Source organism: Streptomyces sp. NPDC094448 (assembly GCF_044763775.1).
GTDB lineage: Bacteria > Actinomycetota > Actinomycetes > Streptomycetales > Streptomycetaceae > Streptomyces.
Map to the genome: position 1 here is coordinate 263,931 of NZ_JBIWGU010000008.1, position 20,370 is coordinate 284,300.

Here is a 20,370-nt window from a genome sequence, read left to right on the forward strand (position 1 = left end):
CAGTGGACCCTTCTGTACTGGTCAACGCGAGGCGAAGGGGTCGAGTTCCCCGGCCGCCCCGGGCACCGGTGCGGTCCGATCGGGTGAGCGGAGGCGGGACGTACCGCTCAGAAGAGGCCGGTCGCCGCGAACCGGAGGACGAGCTGGGGGTATCCGGAGAGGAGGATTCCGGCGGTGGCCGTCAGGGCGAGGGCGACGGCGAAGGGGGCGGGCACGGCGGCGGTCGCGGTGGCAGTCGTGGTGACGGTGGTTCCGGGGGCCGGGGCGGGGGCGGGGGCGTTTGCGGGGGTGCGGAAGAGGACCGCGGTCCACCGCAGGTAGTAGACGAGGCCGAGGGCGACGTTGATGCCCATGAGGACGGCCAGCCAGCCCAGACCGGCGTCCACGGCCGAGGAGAACACCGTCACCTTCGCGAAGAGGCCGATGATGCCCGGCGGCAGCCCGGCCAGGCAGAGCAGGAAGAAACCCATGGTCAGGGCGGTGAGCGGACGGGTCGCGTACAGCCCCCGGTAGTCGGAGATCCGGTTGAGCCGGTGGGTACGGGCGACGAGCGCGACGACCGCGAAGGCGCCGAGGTTCACGACCGCGTACATCAGGGCGTACGCGACGGTGGAGCCGATCTGGTCGTCGCTGGAGTATCCGGCCGCGGCGACGGGTACCAGGAGGAAGCCGGCCTGGGCGACGGAGGACCAGGCCAGCAGGCGTACGGCGCTGAGGGGGCGGTCGGCGCGCTGGCGCAGGGCCGCGACGTTGCCCGCGGTCATGGTGAGGGCGGCGAGTACGGCGATCGCCGGGCCCCAGACGTCGGCGTATCCGGGGAAGGCGATCACGGCGACGAGGATCAGTCCGGAGAAGCCGACCGCCTTGCCGACGACCGACAGATAGGCGGCGACGGGCAGGGGTGCGCCGACGTAGGTGTCGGGGACCCAGAAGTGGAAGGGGACGGCGGCGGTCTTGAAGGCGAAGCCGATGAGAGTGAGGGCGACGCCGGTCCTGGCCAGGGTGTCCAGCTCGCCGGGGACGTTCGCGGTCGCGATCCGGGTGAGGTGGAGGCTGCCGGCCGACGCGTAGACGAAGCTGACGCCGAGGAGGGTCACGGCGGTCGCGGTGACCGAGGTCAGGAAGAACTTGAGGGCCGCCTCGCTGGAGCGGCGGTCGCCGCGGCGCAGTCCGACGAGGGCGAAGGCGGGCAGGGAGGCCACTTCGAGGGCGACGACGAGGGTGGCGAGGTCGCGGGAGGCGGGCAGCAGGGCGGCTCCGGCCGCGGAGGACAGCAGAAGGAACCAGAACTCGCCCGCGGGGAGCCGGTGGCGGGTCTCGCGGAGGGAGAGCAGCGCGGTCAGCAGGGCGCCGCCGAGTACCAGGAGCTGGATGGCCAGGGTGAAGCGGTCGGCGACGTAGCTGCAGGTGGTGGGGTCGGTGGTGAGACAGAACGTCCGGTTGTCGCCGCTGCGCAGCGGGGCGAGGGCGGCGATCGCGGCGAGCAGGCCCGCGAGGGCGCCGAGGCCGAGGAGGCCCTTGCGGTGTGCGGGGACGAAGAGGTCGGCGACGAGGATCAGCAGTCCGGTGACGGCCGCGATGACCGGCGGCGCGATGGTGACCCAGTCGACGTTCTGGACGAGACTGGCGACCCCTGCGTCCGCGGCGATGGGGGTGGCGAGGGTCACGACGAGCCTCCCGAGAGGAGCTTCTGCACGGCCGGGTCGGTGAGGCCGAGGAGGACCGCGGGCCAGAGTCCGGCGAGGACGGTGAGGGCGACGAGCGGGGTCCACACGGCCAGCTCGTAGCCGTGGACGTCCGGTACGGCCCGGGTGTCCGGTCCGGCGGGGGCGGGGACGCCCATGCAGACGCGTCGGACGACGATCAGGAGGTACGCGGCGGTGAGGAGGGTGCCGAAGCCGCCGATCACCATGAAGGTGAGGAAGGCGGGACGGTTGAGGCCCTCCGCCGGGTCGAAGGCGCCGAAGAGCGCCAGCATCTCGCCCCAGAATCCGGCCAGGCCGGGGAGTCCGAGGGAGGCCACGGCGGCGAAGGCGAGGAGGGCGCCGAGGCGGGGGGTGCGGCCGTAGAGCGCGGCGCCGGTGGCCCCGGCGAGGGTGTCGAGGTCGGCGGTGCCGTACCGGTCTTTGACCGCTCCGGCCAGGAAGAACAGCAGGCCGGTGATGAGGCCGTGGGCGATGTTGGCGAAGAGGGCGCCGTTCACTCCGGTCGGGGTCATGGTGGCGATGCCCAGGAGGACGAAGCCCATGTGGCCGACGGATGAGTAGGCGATCAGCCGCTTGAGGTCGCCGGAGGCGCCGTTGCGGGCGAGGGCGAGGCAGGCGAGGGATCCGTAGACGATGCCGACGGCGGCGAAGGCGGCGAGGTAGGGCGCGAAGGTCCGCATGCCGTCGGGCGCGGCCGGGAGCACGATCCGGACGAAGCCGTACGTACCCATTTTCAGCATGACTCCGGCGAGGAGTACGGAGCCGACGGTCGGGGCGGCGGTGTGGGCGGCGGGCAGCCAGCTGTGCAGCGGCCACATCGGGGTCTTCACCGCGAGGCCGACGCCGATCGCCAGAACCGCGATGACCTGCGTGGACGCACTGAGTCCCCGGCCGTTGTCAGTGGCGAGTGCCACCATGTCGAAGGTGCCGGTCTTCAGGCCGATCAGCAGGAAGCCGAGCAGCATGACGACCGAGCCGAGCAGCATGAAGAGGATGAACTTCCAGGCGGCGGTCCGCCGCTCCTCGCCGCCCCAGCGGGCGATGAGGAAGTACATCGGGATGAGCACCGTCTCGAAGGCCAGGAAGAACAGCAGCAGGTCGAGTACCGCGAAGGTGGCGAGGGTGCCCGTTTCGAGGACGAGCAGCAGCGCCACGAACGCCTTGGGGGAGGGCCCGGAGGGCGGCTTGAAGTACGTGTAGAGCGCGCAGAGGAAGGTCAGTAGCGCGGTCAGGAGCAGAAGGGGCAGGGAGATGCCGTCGACACCGAGGTGGATGCGTACGCCGAGGGCGGGGATCCAGCTGATGTCCGTGGTCGCCTGCATCCTCGACGGCTGGTCGTGGTCGAAGCCCGCGGCGAGGATCACGGCGGCGGCGAGGACGGCTCCGGTGACGGTGACGCCGTGGCGGAGTACGGCCTGTTCGGGGCTGCGGCCGCGCAGGCCCGGCGGGGCGGGCAGCAGGGCCGCGGCGGCGCCGAGAAGGGGGACGGCGACGATGAACGCGAGAAGGGCCTGCATCACGGATTCGCTGATATCAATCACGGCTCAGGACCCCGCGTTCGTGGTGGAGAGGGCGACGGCCGCGATCACCAGGGCCGCGCTGCCGGCGAGCAGCCAGCTCACATAGGTCTGGACGTTGCCGGTCTGGGCGCGGCGGACGAGCCGTCCGAGGCCGTTCGCCGCAAGGGCCGTACCGCGGACGTAGGTGTCGATCACCTCGCGGTCGAGGAAGCGGACCAACTCGGCGCCGGCAAGGACGGGTCGCACGAACAGCGTGTGGTAGACGGCGTCGAGGTGGAAGCCGGTGGCGGCGTGGCGGTGGAGTGGGCCGAGCAGGAGCCGGCCGGGGTCCGCCGGGTCGGGGGCGGCGGCGACGGAGCCGTAGGCCGGGGCGTGGGCGGCGATGGTTTCGGCTTCGACGGTCGACGGCGGGGCGTCGGGGTGGGCCGCGTGGGCTGAGGCGATGGCCCGGTCCGGAAGTACCCCGGCGCGGGAGCGCAGGGAGCGCCAGGCGGCGTAGGTGAGCAGTCCGCCGATGACGGCGGTGCCGGTGCCGAGGACGGCGGTGGTCACGGTGGGGGCCAGCCCCTGGTCGTCGAACCAGCCGTCGAACCAGCCGAAGGTGATGCCGAATCCGAGGGAGGGGATCGCGAGCAGCCAGAGGACGGAGGTCATGGCGAGGGGTTCCCGGCCGCGGTCGGGGGCTTCGGGGCCGTGGCCGCGGAAGGCCAGTAGCCAGAGCCGGGTCGCGTAGGCGGCGGTGAGGAGGGCGGTCACCAGTCCGGCGATCAGGACGGTCCAGCCCGCGGCGCCGGGGGCGGTGCCCGATTCGCCGAGCGCGGTGTGTTCGGCGGCGACGAGGACGGCTTCCTTGGAGAAGAAGCCCGCGAAGGGGGGGATGGCGGCGAGCGCGAGAAGGGCGACGGTCATCGTCCAGTAGGCGTCCGGGGCGCGGCGGGACAGGCCGCTCGTCCGGGACATCGCGGCGAGGGAATTGGTGCCGGCTGCGTGGATGACCACTCCGGCGGCGAGGAACAGCAGTGCCTTGAAGGCGCCGTGGGACAGGAGGTGGAAGACGGCTGCACCACGGTCGCCGACGGCGAGGGCGCCCGCCATGTATCCGAGCTGGCCGATGGTCGAGTAGGCGAGGACGCGTTTGATGTCGTCCTGTGCGAGGGCGGCCAGACCGGAGCCGACCATGGTGACGGCGGCCATGACGGCCAGCACGGTGAGCGCGGCGGCGGAGGCGGCGAAGACCGGGAGGAGCCGGGCGATGAAGTAGATACCGGCGGCGACCATCGTCGCGGCATGGATCAGCGCGGAGACGGGGGTCGGGCCCGCCATCGCGTCGGGCAGCCAGACGTGCAGGGGGAACTGTGCGGACTTGCCCGCGACGCCGGCCAGGAGGAGCAGCGCCACCAGGGTGGGGTGGTCCAGGCCGCCGGTGGCGACGGTGTCCAGGATGCCGGTGATCCGGAAGGTGCCCGCATCGGTGGCGAGGGCGAACAGACCGATCAGGAAGGGGACATCGCCGAGCTTGGTGACCAGGAAGGCCTTCAGGGACGCGGCCCGCGCTTCGGGGGTCTCCCAGTAGTGGCCGACGAGGAAGTACGAGCAGATGCCCATGATCTCCCAGCCGACCAGGAGCACCATCAGGTCGCCGGAGTAGACGACGAGCAGCATCGCGGAGGTGAAGAGGGAGACGAGCGCGGCGTAGGAGGGGTAGCGGGGGTCGTCGCGCAGATAGGCGGTCGAGTAGATCTGCACGCAGGACGCCACGACCCCGACCAGGACGGCGACGAGGACCGCGAAGCCGTCGAGGTAGAGGGCGAGGTCGATGGGGACGGAGCCGGTGGGGGTGAGCCGGGTCGCCGCGGAGATCGGTTCCTCGCCGCCCTGCCGGACGGCGACGACGGCCGCGAGGGCTGCCGCGGCCAGGGTCGGCAGCACGGCCAGGGGCCGGACGAAGCCGGGGGCGGTGCGGCCGAGCAGCAGTCCGGCGACAGCTCCGAGGAAGGGCAGGAGGGGGACGAGGACGGCGAGGGTGATGGTGGTCACGCGGTGGCCTCGGCCTTCTGCGTCGCCGGGGCGTCGGCGGTGGCGGCCGCGTCGGGGTGGTCGGGGTCGTACCCGGAATCGCCGGGGCCGTCGGGGTGCTCGGCGGTGTCGCGGAGCCGGTCGATGTCGGACGAGCCGCGGTTGCGGTAGACCATCAGCACGATCGCCAGGCCGATGCCGATCTCGGCGGCCGCGATGGCGATGGTGAAGAGGGTGAGGGCCTGGCCGGAGTGGAGGGCGTCGCGGAGCCAGACGTCGAAGGCGACCAGGTTGAGGTTGACGGCGTTGAGCATCAGCTCGACGGACATCAGGACGAGGATCGCGTTGCGGCGGGCGAGGACGCCGTAGATGCCGGTACAGAAGAGGAGGACGGAGAGTACGGCGGGGTAGGCGAGATGCATCAGTTCCCCCCCTCGGTCACCGTGCCGTCGGCGGATCCGCCGGCGCGGCGGCGCGGGGTCCGGGCCTCGGGCGGGGTCTGGGGGCCGGGAGCGATGTTCCTCGCAGTGCCGGTGTTCCTCGCGGCGTCGGTGTTCCTGGCGTCGGTGTTCCTGGCGGCGTCGGTGGCGGCTGTGGGCCTGGTGGGGCCCGTGTTGCCGGTGGGGCTGGTGACGTTGGTTCCGCCGGGGTTGCTGGTAGCGCTGGTGTTGCCGGGGTCGTCGCTGTGTCTGCGGGACAGCACGATCGCGCCGACCAGTGCCGCGAGGAGCAGGACGGAGAGGGCTTCGAAGGGGAGCACCCAGTGTCGGAAGAGGATTTCGCCCGCGGTCGCCGTGGAGCCCTGGGCGGGGCCGTCGAGGTCGATCCACGTGGTGCGGAAGGCGTCCACGACCACCCAGACCAGGGCGGCCGCAGCGGTTCCGGCGACGGCGAGGGCCACCGCCCGGTTGCCGGAGTCGGCGTCCGGGGAGCGCCCGATCGGGGCCTTGGTCAGCATCAGTCCGAAGAGGAGGAGGACGACGACGGAACCGACGTAGATAAGGACCTGCACCCAGGCGATGAACTCGGCCGTGAGCAGCAGGTACTCGACGGCGAGGCCGCCGAGGGCGACGACCAGCCAGAGGGCGGCGTGGATCAGCTGGCGGGTGGTGACGGTCATGACGGCGGCGCCGAGGGTCACCAGGCCGACGAGGAGGAAGGCGATCTCGACGCCGGTGGGCGAGAGGAAGCCCTGGGGTGCGGCGGCGGCGAAGGGGATCATGCCGTACCTCCTTCGCCGGGCGGCGGGTCGGCCGGTCCGGCGGATCCGGGACCGGCGGGGCGGTCGGGGCGGGTCTCGCCACGTTCGGGGCCGGTGTCGCCGCGGCCGGGACCGGTTTCGCCGCGGCCGGGGCCGGTGGGACGGTCCGGGTCGGTTTCGCTGCGGCCGGGGCCGGGGCGGGCTTCGGGAGCGGATACGGGAGTGGTGGACTCCTGGGCGCGGGAAGCAGCCTGCTTCTCCGCCGTCTTACGGGCCGCCGCGATCTCCTTCGGCTCCTCGGCCGCGGGGTCGAGGGCGGGCGGCGCGGGCACCGTCCACATCCACTCGCGGAGCTTGTCGCGCTCGTGGGTGAGTTCGCGGATGTCGGTCTCCGCGTACTCGAACTCCGGCGACCAGAACAGCGCGTCGAAGGGACACACCTCAATGCAGATACCGCAGTACATGCAGAGGGAGAAGTCGATCGCGAACCGGTCGAGGACATTGCGGCTGCGCTCGCGGCCGCCGGGCGCAACCGCCGGAATCGTCTCCTTGTGGGAGTCGATGTAGATGCACCAGTCGGGGCACTCCCGGGCGCACAGCATGCAGACCGTGCAGTTCTCCTCGAACAGGCCGATCACGCCGCGGGTACGGGGCGGCAGATCGGGCTGGACTTCCGGATACTGCGCGGTGACGGACTTGCGCATCATCGTGCGCAGGGTCACGGCGAGGCCCTTGGCCAGGCCCGAGCCGGGGATCGGGGGCACGGTCAGATCACCACCTTCACGATGCCCGTGAGGGCGATCTGGGCGAGGGCGAGGGGGACGAGGACGGTCCAGGCGAGCCGCTGGAGCTGGTCCTCCCGCATCCGGGGATAGGACACCCGGAGCCAGATCACGACGAACGCCAGGACCGCGGTCTTGAGCAGGGTCCAGACCCAGCCGAGTCCGTCGGCGCCCATCGGGCCGTGCCAGCCGCCGAGGAAGAGGACGGTGGTCAGTCCGCAGAGCACCACGATCCCCGCGTATTCGGCGAGGAGGAAGAGCGCGAACCGCAGTCCGGTGTACTCGGTGTACGCCCCGAAGATGATCTCCGAGTCGGCGACCGGCATATCGAAGGGAGGGCGCTGGAGTTCGGCGAGACCGGCGACGAAGAAGACGACGGCGCCCGTGATCTGCCAGGGCAGCCACCACCACTCGAAGGCGTCCAGGATGCCGGGGAGGGAGACCGTGCCCGCCGCCATGGCGACGGACGCTGCCGCGAGCAGCATCGGCAGTTCGTAGGCGAGCAGCTGGGCGGCTGTGCGCAGCCCGCCGAGGAGGGAGAACTTATTGGCCGAGGCCCAGCCCGCCATCAGCGAGCCGAGGACCCCGACGCCCATGATCGCGAGGACGAAGAAGATGCCCGCGTCGACGACCTGGCCGACCGCGCCCTCGCCGGGGCCGATCGGGATCGCGACGAGGACGAGGAGGTAGGGCAGCAGGGCGACGGCGGGCGCGAGCTGGAAGACCCGGCGGTCGGCGCCGGCCGGGACCACGTCCTCCTTCTGCGCGAACTTCACCCCGTCGGCGACGAGCTGGGCCCAGCCGTGGAAGCCGCCGGCGTACATGGGACCGAGTCGGCCCTGCATATGCGCCATCACCTTGTGCTCGGTCTGGCCGATGATCAGCGGGAAGGTCAGAAAGACGACGAAGACGACCAGCAGGCGGACGGCGACGTCGAGGGCGTCGTTCACGCGGGGTCGCCTCCGGCGGTGTCGTCAGGCCCGTCACCCTCGTCGGGTGCGGTCCGGTGCGGTGGAGTGGTTTTACGGGAGGGGGTACAGGGAGCTTCCGGGGCCTCGGCGGGCCGCGGTTCGGCACGGGGCGCGTCGTCGGCGCTTCCGGTGCCGGACGCTTCGCCGGCGGGCCCGCCCTGCGGTTCGGGTGCCGCGGTCTCGGGGCCCGTGCCAGGACCGGCGGGCGGGGCGGGCGGGGCGGCTTCGGTCGCCGGTGCGGCGCCCGGGGCCGGTTCCGATGCTGGTTCCGGTTCCCATGGCGATGCTGGTTCCGGTGCCGGTTCTGATGCCGGTTCCGGTTCCGGTGCCGTTTTCGGTCCCGGTTCCGATGCGGTCGTGCGGGCGCCGGGTTCCGGGGTCTCCGCGGCCGCGGTGTCGTCGAAGGCGGGGCGGGCGTGGTGCCAGGGGGCGTCCGTACCGCGGGGGCGGCCGGACTGCTCCGTACCGGAGTCTTCCGTGGCCCGGTCGCGGCGGGTACCGGGGGCCGGGGCGGGGTGCGTGCTTGCGGTGGAGGAGGGTTCGGTGGCGTCCGCGGGGGCGGTGGCGTCCGTACCGCCGTCCGGGGTTTGGCTGACGGAGCCGTCGCTGGCGCTGCGCGAGCGGCGCGGCGGACGGGGCGGCGTCTCCGGAACGGGCGTCTCCCGAGCGGGCTCCGCCGACGGCGTGGGCCGGCTCGCGGAGCCCTCACTCGCGCTGCGCGACCGGCGCGGGGCCGCCGGGCCCTCCGCCGCGCCCGGTGCCTGGCTCGCGGAGCCCTCACCGGCCGTGCGGGCACGGCGCACGGGCCGTTCACCGGCTGCCGCCGTCGTACGGGGCGTACGGGCGGGGCGGGCCGGGGCCGGGGGCAACTGGCCCTTCAGCGGGCCCCATTCGTTGGGGTCGGGGACACCCGGCGGCAGCATCTGCCGCCGCTTGGGGCCGCCGTGCCCCGCTCCGGACTCACCCGGTTCCTTCGCACCGGGCCAGGCCTTGACGACCCGGGCCGCGAGGACGAAGTCCTTGCGCAGCGGATGGCCCTCGAAACCGTCGGGCAGCAGCAGCGGGGCGAGGTGCGGATGGCCGGTGAAGCCGACGCCGAACATCTCGTGCGTCTCGCGCTCGTGCCATTCCGCACCCGCGTACACCGCCACGGCGGACGGCAGTACGGGATCCTCGTGCGGAACCGTCGTGCGCAGCAGCAGCCGCCGGACCCGGCCGCCGGGCGCGTCCGGGAGGGCCGCGAGGTGCGCGCAGACCCGGAAGCCGGTGCCGGGCTCGTCGACGGCGCTCAGCCAGTCGAAGTACGTGCAGCCCAGGGTGGAGCGGGCGGTTTCCAGGGCGTCGAGCCACATTGCGGCCGGTACGTCGACGGTGAGCAGGTCGTACGCGGATTCGGCCGTGGCCTCGGGCCCGAACAGCTCCGTCACGGCGGCCGCGTCGGGGAGGCGGTCGTATGCGGCGGTCACGAGGCACCGCCTTCCGCGGAACCCGGCGCGGACGACCCACCCGGCGCGGGCGGGGCGACCAGCGTGCTGCCCAGTTGGGCCGCGGAGGGCCGGACCGGGGCCTTCTCCGCGTAACGCTCGCCGAGGGATTCCTGGGCGATCTTCTCCTGGAGTTTCAGGATGCCCTGGAGCAGCGCCTCGGGCCGCGGCGGGCAGCCGGGCACGTACACGTCGACGGGGATGATCTGGTCGACGCCCTTGGTGACCGCGTACGAGTCCCAGTACGGGCCGCCGCAGTTGGAGCAGGCACCGAAGGAGATGACGTACTTGGGCTCGGGCATCTGCTCGTACAGCCGCTTCACGGCCGGAGCCATCTTGTCCGTCACCGTCCCCGAGACGATCATCAGATCGGCCTGGCGGGGGCCGGGCGCGAAGGGGATCACACCGAGCCGGATGAAGTCGTGGCGGGACATCGACGCGGCGATGAACTCGATCGCGCAGCAGGCGAGCCCGAAGTTGAAGACCCAGAGGCTGTAGCGGCGGCCCCAGTTCAGGACGACCTTCATGGGTTCCGGGGCGAGCCTGGAGAGGACCCCCAACCGCTTGGGTTCCGGGAGGAGGACCGGATCCGGCCGCTCTCCGGAAGGCTCCGGCGGACCGGTGAACTCCGGCGGACCCGAAGACTCCGTGGTGCCCGAGGATTCCGAGGTGCCCGAGGATTCCGGTGTTCCGGAGGGTTCCGGCGCGCCGGAGTGGGGCGGGGTCACGTCCATGTCAGGACGCCCTTCTTCCATGCGTACAGCAGGCCCACGGCAAGGAAGCCGAGGAAGATGAACATCTCCACAAGAGTCGTCGCGCCGTACCCCGCCGCGGCGAAGACCGTCGCCCAGGGGAACAGGAAGATCGAATCGACCGCGAAGATCACGTAGAGGAACGCGTAGACGTAGTAACGGACCTGGGTGTGCGCCCAGCCCTCGCCGACCGGGTCGACTCCGCATTCGTAGGTGAGCAGTTTCTCCGGGGTCGGGACGACGGGCCGCAGCAGGCGTCCCGCGCCGAAGGCGACGGCCACGAAGATCACGCCGATCAGCGCGAGCAACCCGACTGCCGAGTAACCGGCGAAGTAGTCGTCGGCCCGCTCCGCCGCGAGTCCCACCACGGTCGGTTCCGGCACCTCTGCCCTCGCTCCCTGACCTCGTCCACTGTGAAAACACACGGAAACCACGTTCCGCACGCACGGGAGTCTAGGCCCTGTTAAAAGCAAGGTAAGCAGTCGCGTCGGCCAGGGTGGGGTTATCCCTACCCTTATCCGGCGACCTACCCTCATGGCGCCGGGTGGCCCGGCCGGGCAGGCTGACGGTTATGACTGCCGGACATCTCTCATCCCACCCGGCCGGAGGCCCTGAGCAGGGGTCTTCCGGCGATTCCGCGTCCCGCCCCGAAAAGGGGCGCCCCGCGGCCGCCGACGGGTGGGGCCACCGGGCCAGGCCCGGTTCGTCCGGGCCGAAGGGCGCACCCCAGGACAGGCCGCAGAACGGGCCGAAGGACAAGCCGACGGACGGACCGAAGAAACGGCCGAAGGAAGGGCCGAAGGACAAGCCGCGGAACGGGTCAGGGCATGGGCCGGACCGCGGGCCGGAGCGGCTGCCGTCACCGGGCCTCGCCTATGACGCGCGCACTTGGAAGGAGGTCGCCCATCTCCTCGCCGATCTGCCGCTGTCGCTGCTGCACTTCGTTTACGTGATCGTCACGATCCTCGTGGGCACGGCGCTCTCCGTGACGGTGATCGGACTACCGGTGCTGGCGACGGGGCTGGCCGGGGCGCGGTTGATCGGCAGATCGGAGCGGGCGCGGGCGCGCGGTCTGCTGGGGGTACGGATCGACGAGCCCAGCCCGCTGCGCGGCGCGCACCCGGACGACGGGTTCTTCGGCCGTCTCTGGGCGGCCCTGAAGGATCCGGTCGGCTGGCGTGCGGTGCTGTACTGCCTGATAAGGCTGCCCTGGGGCGTGGTGACATTCGCGATCACGCTGCTGGGGCTCTTGGCGCTCTGGCCTGTGCTCGGCTATCTCGCCCGCGGTCTGGGGAGTGCCGACCGCGCGATGGTACGGGGGCTGCTCTCGCCGTCCGACGAGTTGGAGCGGCGGATCGCCGAGCTGGAGTCGGACCGGGGGATCGTGGTCGACACCGCCGCCGCGGACCTGCGCCGGATCGAACGTGATCTGCACGACGGCGCCCAGGCCAGGTTGGTGGCCCTCGCCATGGGGCTGGGGCTGGCGAAGGAGAAGCTGCTGGAGGACCCGGACGCCGCGGCGGCGATGGTCGACGAGGCCCACGGCGAGGTCAAACTCGCCCTCCAGGAACTGCGCGATCTGGCCCGCGGTATCCATCCGGCGGTCCTCACCGACCGCGGACTCGACGCCGCACTCTCCTCCGTCGCCTCCCGCTGCACCGTCCCGGTGGCGGTCTCGGTCGATCTTGCGGAGCGGCCCGCGGAGGCGATCGAAGGCATCGCCTACTTCACCGTCTCGGAGCTTCTGCAGAACGTCAGCAAGCACTCCGGTGCGCGACAGGCGGCCGTCGATGTATGGCGAGTGGAGGGGCGGATGATGATCCAGGTCACGGATGACGGGAAGGGCGGTGCCCGGCTGGACGGGGGGACGGGCATGGCGGGCCTCGCGGAGCGGCTGGGGGCGGTGGACGGGCTGTTCGTGCTGGAGTCCCCGGTGGGCGGTCCGACGACGGTGACGGTGGAGATCCCGTGGCGTGACCGGAACGCGATGCCGGCCGCAGGGAAGGCGGGCAGGGCGACGAGTGGGCGGGGGTAGGGCCGCCCCGCCGGCAGGGTGGGGATAACCCCCCTTTGAAGAGGCCCCCGAACACCATGGTCGGCCCGGTCGGCGGAGAAGCATCCTGGATTCATGACCGCAGCCCGCATCGCAGAAGGAACGAACCCGATGGCAACGGAAGATCGAATGCAGCGGTACGAAGGGCACGTCGAGCGCCGTCGTATCGTGCCGTCGGCGCTGCGCGCGCCGTTCGAGGGGCGGACGTGGCGCGAGTTCTGGTACGTGATGCTGAGCCTGCCGGTCAGCATCATCTTCTTCACCTTCACGGTGACGACGGTCTCGCTGAGCGCCGGGCTGCTGATCACCTTTGTCGGGGTTCCCGTCCTGGCGGCCGCACTCGCGGGCTGCCGGGCCTTCGGGGCCCTGGAGCGGAGCCGGGCCCGGCTGCTGCTCGATCTCGACGTGGACTCGCCGGAACCGCTGCGGCCGCGTGGCAACGGGCTGATGTCGTGGATCGGCGCGGTGCTCAAGAGCGGGTCGTCCTGGCGGCAGCTGCTCTACTCACTGCTGCACTTCCCATGGGCGGTGACCTCCTTCACGGTCGTACTGACGGCCTGGGTCACGGGCTGGTCGCTGCTGCTGTATCCGCTGTGGCGGTGGATGTTTCCGACCTACTGGGACCAGCCGGGCATCATGCTCTACGGCGACGGCAAGGACACGGAGCTGTTCCTGGACACACCGTTCGAGATGGCCGTGACCTCGGTGGCCGGTCTGGCGACGGTGCTGGTCTCGGCATGGCTGATCCGGGGCTTCGCCTATGTGGACCGGATCATGGTCTCGGGGCTGCTGGGCCCGTCGAAGCTGGCGGAGCGGGTGGTGGAGCTGGAGTCGGACCGGGGGATCGTGGTCGACACCGCCGCCGCGGACCTGCGCCGAATAGAGCGTGATCTGCACGACGGCGCCCAGGCCCGGCTGGTGGCCCTCGCCATGGACCTCGGGCTGGCGAAGGAGAAGCTGCTGGAGGACCCGGACGCCGCGGCGGCGATGGTCGACGAGGCCCACGGCGAGGTCAAGATCGCACTTCAGGAGCTGCGCGATCTGGCCCGTGGCATCCATCCGGCGGTCCTCACCGACCGCGGACTCGACGCCGCGCTCTCCTCCGTCGCCTCCCGCTGCACCGTCCCGGTGGCGGTGGACGTGGATCTGGACTCGCGGCCGGCCGCGGCGATCGAGGGCATCGCCTACTTCACCGTCTCGGAGCTTCTGCAGAACGTCAGCAAGCACTCCCGGGCCCGCAAGGCGACCGTCGAGGTGTGGCGGTCGGAGAACCGGCTCATGATTCAGGTCGGCGACGACGGACAGGGCGGTGCCGATGTGACCGCAGGCAGCGGGCTCGCAGGGCTGGCGGAGCGGCTGGACTCGGTCGACGGCGTTCTCGCGGTCGACTCCCCGGCCGGCGGGCCCACCATGGTGACCGCGGAGCTGCCCTGGCGGGGGTGACCTCCGGCCTGCGGCCCGCGGGCCGGACCCGGTGCCGTGGGAACCGCAGAAACCGCAGGGGCAGGGGTTCGCTGTATCTCGCCGGGGTCATCCGGGGCGTCGGTCGCGCCAGGTCCGGGGAGGCCCGGCGCCCGCCGCTCCCCCGGCGGGCCCGGCCGCTGCGCTGATGCCGGTGATCGGGCCGCCGCCCGTGCTGCCGCTCCCCGGCGGGCCGGCCACTGCCGGGCTCCGTGCCCGGCCGCGCGGGACCCGCGCCCACCCGCGCAGGACCCGTGCCCGGCCACGCGGAACCCGTGCCCGCCCGCGCGGGACAGCGGAACAGCAGGGCAAGGCGGCCGGGACTGCAGGGCCGCGGAGCCCGTGGGGACCGCGGAACTTCCGGGCAACCGGGCTGCGGGGCCCGCCGGACCTACGGACCTACGGGGCTGCGGGGCTGCGGGGCTGAATGACCCGGCGGTCGCCCCTGGTTCCAGCGCCTCCCCCGGGCTCCGGAGCTCCCCCGGCTGCCGCCTGTTCAGGGACCGCTCCGGGGGAGCGGCCGTTGAGCCGGTGCATCGCCGTGCGGTCGGCGCGGCGGGGGGGCACCGGCTTTCTGGCGTACGGACCCGTAAGGTACCCGCCCCTTCCGTACGCAGGCCCTCACCCTCGCCCCAGCGGCACCACGCACCTTGCCCCCTGGTCCGTTCTTCTCCGGCCCCCGGTTCCCCCTGAGCCGGTGAGTTATCCACAGGCTTTCCCGGGTCCGTCCCGATACTGGGATGCTGGTGGTCGCAAGCAGACGGACCGGGATGGATCGAATGTGTGGGGGAACGGGGCTGTGGTGGCAGACAACAGGGTGCGGGTGGTCATCGCCGAGGACTCGGTGCTGCTCCGCGAAGGGCTGACGAGGCTGCTGACCGATCGCGGCCATGATGTGGTCGCCGGGGTGGGCGACGGGGACGCGCTGGTCAAGACGGTGAGCGACCTGGCCGCGGCGGGGACGCTGCCGGACGTGGTGGTGGCCGATGTGCGGATGCCGCCGACACACACGGACGAGGGGGTCCGGGCGGCGGTGCGGCTGCGCCGGGACCATCCGGGCATAGGAGTCCTCGTCCTCTCCCAGTACGTGGAGGAGCGGTACGCGACGGAGCTGCTGGCGGGCAGCAGCCGGGGCGTGGGCTATCTGCTGAAGGACCGGGTGGCCGAGGTCCGCGAGTTCGTGGACGCGGTGGTACGGGTGGCCGGCGGGGGGACGGCACTGGACCCCGAGGTCGTGGCCCAGCTGCTGGGCCGCAGCCGGAAGCAGGATGTGCTGGCCAAACTGACACCGCGGGAGCGGGAGGTCCTCGGTCTGATGGCCGAGGGGCGGACGAATTCGGCGATCGCGAAGCAGCTGGTGGTGAGCGAGGGCGCGGTCGAGAAGCATGTGAGCAACATCTTCCAGAAGCTCGGGCTCTCCCCCAGTGACGGGGATCACCGCCGGGTGCTGGCCGTGCTCACCTATCTCAATTCCTAGCGAACTGATAGCCCGTCAGATACCGCACGGGGAGACGGGTCCTACTACCAAAGTACGAGCCGGGAGTGTCCGGCCCGGTCAGCCCCCGAGGCGGGGTGAAATATGACAGACCAGGACAAAGAGGCGTCTCACATTCCAGTCCAGCATATGAGCGGCACGGGGAAGGTGACCCTTACCGACGTAGGGTTGCACGAGGAACGGCCAGTGGGACGGCCGGCCCCAGCAGCCGCCTCAAGGGAGGTCCAGTTCAGTGACCAGCCAGGTCAGTAGCCCAGCCGAGCATGCCGACGAGGCCGACGGGGTCAGCGGGGCCGGCGACGCCAGCGAGACGGTTGTCGGTGGACCATGCGCCTCCGCGGCCGAAGCGGACACCGCCCCGGCCGCCGGTGAAAGCGCGGTGCCGGTGAAGGAGGTCCGCAAGCTGGACCGGGTGATCATCCGGTTCGCGGGCGACTCCGGCGACGGTATGCAGCTCACGGGAGACCGTTTCACCTCCGAGACCGCTTCCTTCGGGAACGACCTCTCCACGCTGCCGAACTTCCCGGCCGAGATCCGCGCCCCTGCCGGAACCCTGCCCGGCGTCTCCAGCTTCCAGCTGCACTTCGCCGACCACGACATCCTCACCCCCGGCGACGCCCCCAATGTGCTGGTCGCGATGAACCCGGCCGCCCTCAAGGCGAACCTCGCCGATGTGCCGCGCGGTGGCGAGATCATCGTCAACACGGACGAGTTCGCCAAGCGGGCGATGGCCAAGGTCGGCTACGAGGCCTCCCCGCTGGAAGACGGCACCCTCGACGCCTACAACGTCCACCCGGTGCCGTTGACGACGCTCACCATCGAGGCGCTGAAGGACTTCGGGCTCTCCCGCAAGGAGGCCGAGCGCAGCAAGAACATGTTCGCGCTCGGACTGCTGAGCTGGATGTACCACCGCCCCACCGAGGGCACGGAGAGCTTCCTGCGGACCAAGTTCGCCAAGAAGCCGCAGATCGCCGAGGCCAATATCGCCGCCTTCCGGGCCGGCTGGAACTTCGGCGAGACGACGGAGGACTTCGCCGTCTCCTACGAGGTGGCGCCTGCCACCAAGGCCTTCCCCACCGGGACCTACCGGAACATCTCCGGCAACCTCGCCCTCTCGCTGGGGCTGATCGCCGCCGCCCGGCAGGCGGATCTGCCGCTGTATCTGGGCTCCTACCCGATCACCCCGGCCTCCGACATCCTCCACGAGCTGTCCAAGCACAAGAACTTCGGTGTGCGGACGTTCCAGGCGGAGGACGAGATCGCCGGGATCGGCGCGGCGCTCGGCGCCGCGTTCGGCGGGGCGCTCGCGGTGACGACGACCTCCGGCCCCGGTGTGGCGCTGAAGTCCGAGACGATCGGTCTGGCGGTCTCCCTGGAGCTGCCGCTGCTGATCGTGGACATCCAGCGCGGCGGTCCCTCCACCGGTCTGCCCACCAAGACCGAGCAGGCGGATCTGCTCCAGGCGATGTACGGGCGGAACGGCGAGGCGCCGGTGCCCGTGGTCGCCCCCCGCACCCCCGCCGACTGCTTCGACGCGGCCATCGACGCCGCCCGGATCGCCCTGGCCTACCGGACCCCGGTCTTTCTGCTCTCGGACGGCTATCTGGCCAACGGCTCCGAGCCGTGGCGGATCCCGGAGCCGGACGAGCTGCCCGATCTGCGGGTCCGCCTCGCCACCGGCCCCAACCACGAACTGGCCGACGGCACCGAGGTCTTCTGGCCCTACAAGCGGGACCCCGAGACCCTGGCCCGCCCGTGGGCCGTGCCCGGCACCCCCGGCCTCGAACACCGGATCGGCGGCATCGAGAAGCAGGACGGCACGGGCAATATCTCGTACGACCCGGCCAACCACGACTTCATGGTCCGCACCCGCCAGGCCAAGATCGACGGAGTCGCCGTGCCCGATCTGGAGGTCGACGACCCGGACGGCGCGACCACCCTGGTGCTCGGCTGGGGCTCGACGTACGGCCCGATCACCGCCGCGGTCCGCCGGCTGCGCGCCGCGGGCGCGCCGATCGCGCAGGCCCATCTGCGTCACCTCAACCCCTTCCCGGGAAACCTGGGCGAGGTACTCGGGCGTTACCGCAAGGTGGTGGTTCCGGAGATGAACCTGGGGCAGCTCGCCACCCTGATCCGGGCGAAGTACCTCGTCGACGCGCACAGCTTCAACCAGGTCAACGGCATGCCGTTCAAGGCCGAGCAGCTGGCCACGGTTCTCAAGGAGGCCATTGATGACTGAGACCGCCGCGCATCCCGCGACCGCGCCGACGGCTCCGGCCGCCGCGGGGGCGGTGCCCCCCGGGACCGGCGCCGCCTCGGGTCTGCTCTCCCTGGTGCCCAAGGCCGAGGCCAAGCAGTCCATGAAGGACTTCAAGTCGGACCAGGAGGTCCGCTGGTGCCCCGGCTGCGGTGACTATGCGATCCTCGCGGCCGTCCAGGGCTTCATGCCCGAACTCGGCCTCGCCAAGGAGAACATCGTCTTCGTCTCCGGGATCGGCTGCTCCTCCCGTTTCCCGTACTACATGAACACCTACGGGATGCACTCCATCCACGGCCGGGCGCCGGCCATCGCGACCGGGCTCTCCTCGTCCCGCCGCGATCTGAGCGTCTGGGTGGTCACCGGTGACGGCGATGCGCTCTCCATCGGGGGCAACCACCTCATCCACGCCCTCCGGCGGAACGTCAATCTGAAGATCCTGCTGTTCAACAACCGGATCTACGGTCTGACCAAGGGCCAGTACAGCCCCACCTCCGAGGTCGGCAAGATCACCAAGTCGACCCCGATGGGCTCCCTGGACGCCCCCTTCAACCCGGTGTCGCTGGCGCTGGGCGCGGAGGCCACCTTTGTCGCCCGGACCGTCGACTCCGACCGCAAGCACCTCACCTCGGTCCTGCGTGCCGCCGCCGACCACGAGGGCACGGCGCTGGTGGAGATCTACCAGAACTGCAATATCTTCAACGACGGCGCCTTCGAGGTCCTCAAGGACAAGCAGCAGGCCGAGGAGGCGGTGATCCGGCTGGAGCACGGAGAGCCGATCCGCTTCGGCGCCGACGGCGCCAAGGGCGTCGTCCGGAACCAGGCGACGGGTGATCTGGAAGTCGTCGAGGTCACCCCGGAGAACGAGCCCCGGATCCTGGTCCACGATGCGCACAGCGCCTCGCCGACCACCGCCTTCGCGCTCTCCCGGCTGGCGGACGCGGACACCCTCCACCACACCCCGATCGGTGTGCTGCGCTCGGTCCGGCGACCGGTGTACGACACCCTCATGGCCGACCAGCTCGACCAGGCCGTGGAGCAGCGGGGCAAGGGCGACCTGGCTTCGCTGCTCGCGGGCAACGACACCTGGACCGTCGTCGGCTGATCCGCCCCGACAGCCCGCCGGACCCGTTCGGTCCGATGGAGCCGCCCCCTGCCGCCTACTCGCGGCCGGGGGCGGTTTCCGCTGCCCCGGCCCGGCGGCCGCCGGGGTCCGACCAGGGCCCGGCCGCCATGCTCCGCCCCGGATCCTGAGCGCCCGCGCTCCGGTCATGACCGTATGCCGATACGGGCATGACAGCTCGGGGCCGATGCGCGTACCGTCGTCGGCGGCAGTATGCGGACAGGCGCACGGGCGACGTACAGAGGTGCGTACAGCGCGGCGGGGGCGGGAGGTCTCAGTGTCAGCGGACGGCGAGCAGCGAGCGGGGCTGTTGTACGGGATCAGCGCCTACGCCATGTGGGGCCTGGTCCCGCTCTTCTGGCCGCTGCTGAAACCTGCGGGTGCCACCGAGATCCTCGCCCACCGGATGACCTGGTCGCTGGTCGTCGTGGCGCTGGCGCTGCTCGCTCTGAAGCGGTGGCAGTGGATACGCGAACTGCTGCGCGACGGCCGGAAGCTCGGGTTCGTCTCCGTGGCCGCGGTGGTCATCTCCGTCAACTGGGGCGTCTTCATCTGGGCGGTGAACGCGGACCGGGTGGTCGAGGCGTCCCTGGGCTACTTCATCAATCCGCTCGTCACCATCGCGATGGGCGTCCTCCTGCTGAAGGAACGGCTCCGTCCGGTGCAGTGGGCGGCGGTCGGCATCGGCGTTGCCGCGGTTCTGGTCCTGGCGATCGGCTACGGGCAGCCGCCGTGGGTCTCCCTCGCCCTGGCCTTCTCCTTCGCGGTCTACGGACTGGCGAAGAAGAAGATCAACATCGGGGGGCTGGAGTCGCTGGCGGCGGAGACCGCCATCCTCTTCGTCCCCGCCCTGGGCTATCTGATCTGGCTGGCGACGCAGGGCGGGCTGGCCTTCGGGCACGAGGGCACCGGGCACGCGCTGCTGCTCGCCGCGACCGGCCTGGTGACCGCCGTACCGCTGATCTGCTTCGGCGCCGCGGCGATCCGGGTCCCGCTGTCGACGCTGGGGATGCTCCAGTATCTGGGCCCGATCATCCAGTTCCTGCTGGGAGTGCTGTACTTCCGCGAGTCGATGCCCGCGGAACGCTGGGCCGGGTTCACGCTGGTGTGGCTGGCGCTGACCGTACTGACCTGGGACGCCCTGCGGACGGCCCGGCGGACGCGGGCCCGCGCGGAGCAGCTCCGGACGGCGGAGCGGGGGTCGGGAGAGCAGGGGACCGGGGAGCAGAAGACGGGGGCGCAGAGGACCGGGGAACGGCGGGCCGGGATGGGCCGGGCCGGGCAGCAGCGTGGTGGAGAGTTGCGGCCGGGCGGGTCCGATACGGCTCGTCCGCAGCCCACGGAGCCCGCGACGGCCGCCGGACCGGCCGGGACCGCCCTCACCGCCACGGCCATCACAGCCACCACAGCCACCACAGCCACCACAGGATCCACGGACGGGGCCGCGGAGGCCGCCACGGCGGCAGGGGCGGCGCAACCGCCGCGTACCGGATCCACCGCCTGAATCCACCCGGCCCGGCACCCCGCCCCACCCGTCACCGGAGTGCGG

At 71.6% G+C, this 20,370-nt stretch carries 16 protein-coding genes; 6 read left to right on the top strand and 10 right to left on the bottom strand.

From position 1 onward, the window contains the following. Window positions 1-107: 107 nt before the first annotated feature. The 10 genes from ACIQ9E_RS17795 to ACIQ9E_RS17840 are packed head-to-tail and all read right to left on the bottom strand — an operon-like array spanning window position 108 to window position 10,815. Entirely contained in the window at window positions 108-1,667 is a 1,560-nt protein-coding gene (locus tag ACIQ9E_RS17795) for an NADH-quinone oxidoreductase subunit N (RefSeq protein ID WP_403707804.1), read from the bottom strand. Then, window positions 1,664-3,247 (bottom strand): NuoM family protein, encoded by a 1,584-nt coding sequence (locus ACIQ9E_RS17800; protein WP_403707806.1) that lies wholly within the window; start codon window positions 3,245-3,247, stop codon window positions 1,664-1,666. Before ACIQ9E_RS17800 ends, ACIQ9E_RS17795 begins: the two co-directional genes overlap by 4 nt. A gap of 3 nt (window positions 3,248-3,250) precedes the next feature. Beyond that, window positions 3,251-5,263 carry an NADH-quinone oxidoreductase subunit L gene (locus ACIQ9E_RS17805; protein WP_403707807.1) on the bottom strand — a complete coding sequence of 671 codons (2,013 nt, stop codon included), beginning with the start codon at window positions 5,261-5,263 and terminating at the stop codon, window positions 3,251-3,253. Beyond that, complete coding sequence (gene nuoK / locus ACIQ9E_RS17810; protein ID WP_403707809.1) at window positions 5,260-5,664, bottom strand: NADH-quinone oxidoreductase subunit NuoK; 405 nt, start codon at window positions 5,662-5,664, stop codon at window positions 5,260-5,262. The genes ACIQ9E_RS17805 and nuoK overlap by 4 nt, the downstream gene beginning before the upstream one ends. Next, window positions 5,664-6,464 (bottom strand): NADH-quinone oxidoreductase subunit J, encoded by an 801-nt coding sequence (locus tag ACIQ9E_RS17815; RefSeq protein WP_403707810.1) that lies wholly within the window; start codon window positions 6,462-6,464, stop codon window positions 5,664-5,666. Before ACIQ9E_RS17815 ends, nuoK begins: the two co-directional genes overlap by 1 nt. Then, entirely contained in the window at window positions 6,461-7,207 is a 747-nt protein-coding gene (locus ACIQ9E_RS17820) for a 4Fe-4S binding protein (protein ID WP_403707812.1), read from the bottom strand. The genes ACIQ9E_RS17815 and ACIQ9E_RS17820 overlap by 4 nt, the downstream gene beginning before the upstream one ends. A gap of 2 nt (window positions 7,208-7,209) precedes the next feature. Continuing rightward, a complete protein-coding gene (locus ACIQ9E_RS17825) occupies window positions 7,210-8,175 on the bottom strand; it encodes an NADH-quinone oxidoreductase subunit H (RefSeq protein WP_403707813.1) in 966 nt (321 codons plus the stop codon). Next, window positions 8,172-9,662, bottom strand: a complete 1,491-nt coding sequence (locus ACIQ9E_RS17830; RefSeq protein ID WP_403707815.1) for an NADH-quinone oxidoreductase subunit C — start codon at window positions 9,660-9,662, stop codon at window positions 8,172-8,174. The genes ACIQ9E_RS17825 and ACIQ9E_RS17830 overlap by 4 nt, the downstream gene beginning before the upstream one ends. Continuing rightward, a complete protein-coding gene (locus ACIQ9E_RS17835; RefSeq protein WP_403707817.1) occupies window positions 9,659-10,414 on the bottom strand; it encodes an NADH-quinone oxidoreductase subunit B in 756 nt (251 codons plus the stop codon). Before ACIQ9E_RS17835 ends, ACIQ9E_RS17830 begins: the two co-directional genes overlap by 4 nt. Beyond that, window positions 10,405-10,815: an NADH-quinone oxidoreductase subunit A gene (locus tag ACIQ9E_RS17840; RefSeq protein ID WP_403707819.1), complete on the bottom strand. Its 411-nt coding sequence runs from the start codon at window positions 10,813-10,815 to the stop codon at window positions 10,405-10,407. Before ACIQ9E_RS17840 ends, ACIQ9E_RS17835 begins: the two co-directional genes overlap by 10 nt. Window positions 10,816-11,003: 188 nt before the next feature. On the opposite strand from ACIQ9E_RS17840, the gene ACIQ9E_RS17845 reads away from it, so the two are divergent. The 6 genes from ACIQ9E_RS17845 (at window position 11,004) to rarD (ending at window position 20,325) form a co-directional block, all read left to right on the top strand. Beyond that, window positions 11,004-12,467 carry a sensor domain-containing protein gene (locus tag ACIQ9E_RS17845; protein WP_403707821.1) on the top strand — a complete coding sequence of 488 codons (1,464 nt, stop codon included), beginning with the start codon at window positions 11,004-11,006 and terminating at the stop codon, window positions 12,465-12,467. 129 nt (window positions 12,468-12,596) lie between these two features. Continuing rightward, window positions 12,597-13,928 carry a sensor histidine kinase gene (locus ACIQ9E_RS17850; RefSeq protein ID WP_403707823.1) on the top strand — a complete coding sequence of 444 codons (1,332 nt, stop codon included), beginning with the start codon at window positions 12,597-12,599 and terminating at the stop codon, window positions 13,926-13,928. A gap of 835 nt (window positions 13,929-14,763) precedes the next feature. Then, window positions 14,764-15,423: a LuxR C-terminal-related transcriptional regulator gene (locus ACIQ9E_RS17855; RefSeq protein ID WP_403708156.1), complete on the top strand. Its 660-nt coding sequence runs from the start codon at window positions 14,764-14,766 to the stop codon at window positions 15,421-15,423. 250 nt (window positions 15,424-15,673) lie between these two features. Then, window positions 15,674-17,680, top strand: coding sequence for a 2-oxoacid:acceptor oxidoreductase subunit alpha (locus ACIQ9E_RS17860; RefSeq protein WP_403707825.1), 2,007 nt, complete (start codon window positions 15,674-15,676; stop codon window positions 17,678-17,680). Beyond that, on the top strand, window positions 17,673-18,803 hold the full coding sequence (locus ACIQ9E_RS17865; RefSeq protein ID WP_403707827.1) for a 2-oxoacid:ferredoxin oxidoreductase subunit beta: 1,131 nt from the start codon (window positions 17,673-17,675) through the stop codon (window positions 18,801-18,803). The genes ACIQ9E_RS17860 and ACIQ9E_RS17865 overlap by 8 nt, the downstream gene beginning before the upstream one ends. Before the next feature lie 295 nt (window positions 18,804-19,098). Further along, a complete protein-coding gene (rarD, locus tag ACIQ9E_RS17870; protein WP_403707829.1) occupies window positions 19,099-20,325 on the top strand; it encodes an EamA family transporter RarD in 1,227 nt (408 codons plus the stop codon). The last annotated feature ends 45 nt before the right edge of the window (window positions 20,326-20,370 follow it).